Annotated in this window: 2 protein-coding genes; both read right to left on the minus strand. The window is 41.1% G+C overall.

What is annotated here, in order from left to right; genetic code table 11:
• Positions 1-1,281 (minus strand): EAL domain-containing response regulator (locus tag H6S82_RS30540; protein ID WP_191057276.1); only part of this gene is annotated, 1,281 nt, incomplete at its 3' end.
• Between the two features lie 168 nt (positions 1,282-1,449).
• On the minus strand, positions 1,450-2,084 hold a 635-nt coding region (locus tag H6S82_RS30545), incomplete at its 5' end, for a HAMP domain-containing sensor histidine kinase (protein WP_191057277.1).

Raw genomic sequence — 2,084 nt, forward strand, 5'->3', positions numbered from 1 at the left:
TATTCCACCCGATCGACAAGTTCCAAGTAAATGATTATTTTCTACTTTTTGGGAAGGAGGTATTTGGGGATGAGGAAACAGCTGCTTATTGGCAATTAGTAACTCCTCTAACTTTTCAGCCGACACTGGTGGACTGAATAGATAGCCTTGCACTGCATCGCACCTATTTTCATACAGGAAAGTTAGCTCTGCTTCTGTTTCCACACCTTCCGCGAGCGCCTTGAAATTCAAGCTGTGAGCCATTTGAATTATTGCTTTAGTAATTGCTGCGTTTTTAGAATCGTTAGTAATGTTGCGGACAAATATTTGGTCGATTTTGAGCGTGTCCAGAGGAAATATTTTCAAATAGCTTAATGAAGAATAACCAGTACCAAAATCATCGATCGATATCTGAACTCCTAGCTCTTTCAAACTATTTAATGTTTGAATCGCCGCTTGTGGATCTTGCACAATTGTACTTTCTGTCAGTTCTAATTCCAGATAACTGGGTTCTAGACCTGTTTCTGCTAGTATTTGGACAATTCTGTCCCTAAGATTGGCTTGATGAAATTGACGAGCTGATAGGTTGACAGCTACCCTGAAAGGCGGAAAGCAGGTGCATTCTTTTTGTTTGCTCTGCCACAATCTGGCTTGTTTGCAAGCTGTGCTTAAAATCCATTCTCCAATAGGTACGATCGAGCCTGTTTCTTCTGCTAGGGGTATAAATTCTCTAGGAGAAACAAACCCCCTTTCTGGATGGTGCCAACGTAACAATACTTCTGCGCCCATTATGCGTCCGGTTTGCAGCTCTATCTGGGGTTGATAGTATGCCTGAAATTCCCCTCTTGCCAAGGCGATATGCAAGTTATTTTTTAACTCATTAAATCCTTCTTCTATCAGCGGTTGTGCTGCGGTAGAGTTATATATTATATCTGCCTGCCTTTGCAATCTAGCTGCGATCGCACCCAACAATTCCGATCTCGTAAACGGCTTCGTTACATAATCATCCGCTCCCAAATTCATACCTTGGCGTACCTCCGTGCGATCGGCTTTAGCACTGAGAAAAATGAACGGAATCTTTGCCGTGTTGCGGTTTTGGCGCAGCAAAGTCAGTACGCCGTAGCCATCCAGCTTAGACATCATTACGTCGCATACAATCAAGTCTGGCATATGCGTCTGTGCTAACTGCACTCCCAATATGCCATTGTCTGCGCCAATCACCTCAAAACCTTCAGCGCCAAGAAGTTTGACCAGGTTAGATCTTACTGGCAGATCGTCTTCTATTACGAGAATCTTTTTCATTTTTATTTTCCTAAGTTTAGCTGCATTCACTCCTTACCTTATTAGTTTATTGAGAATATATTCCTGCTAATAAATTTAAAGCTTAAATAAAAGTAAAATTTATTTTTTGTATCACAACATACATTATTTACGATTTTTTTGTTTTCTGCTCCCTCTTTTTTCTGCGAGTCAGATATGAATAGGCAGATATACTTTAAATGTCGTACCGACTCCCTGTTGACTATACACTGCGATCTGGCCTCCGTGTAAATCTACACATTTTTTTACAATGGCCAGACCCAAACCAGTTCCAGCTACACTGCCTGCGTTGCTAGCTCGATAGAAAAACTCAAACAGACGAGGCCGATCTTCCATCGGAATACCAATCCCTCGATCTTGAATCTCAAAGACCGCTTCACCATTTTCGCAGCTAAGGGTAAATTTAATCCGGCTGCCTTGCGGCGAATATTTAATAGCATTAGAAAGTAAATTTGCCAGAATTTGCCGCAACAAGTTTTCATCAAATAAGGGCAAATCAGTATTCTTTTCCTTGGCAAACTCTGGGTAATTGTTCACAAATAAAATTTTTCGATCGGGAGGATAGCTTAGCTGCATTTCTGCGATCAAATTCCGGCAAAAATTTGTTAAGTCAAGGGGTGCTGGGTTAAAGTTCAGTCCTCCTGCTTCTGCTCTACCGATAACTAAAACATCATTTAATAAATTGGTCATTTGTTTAACAGCACTTTGGATAAAATGCAGTTGTTCTAGTCGTTCCTCTTCAGTCCATTTATGACCGTAGTATTCCAGCAATTCGGCAGCAGATT

This window comes from Planktothrix sp. FACHB-1355, assembly GCF_014748295.1.
Lineage (GTDB): Bacteria > Cyanobacteriota > Cyanobacteriia > Cyanobacteriales > Aerosakkonemataceae > Aerosakkonema > Aerosakkonema funiforme_A.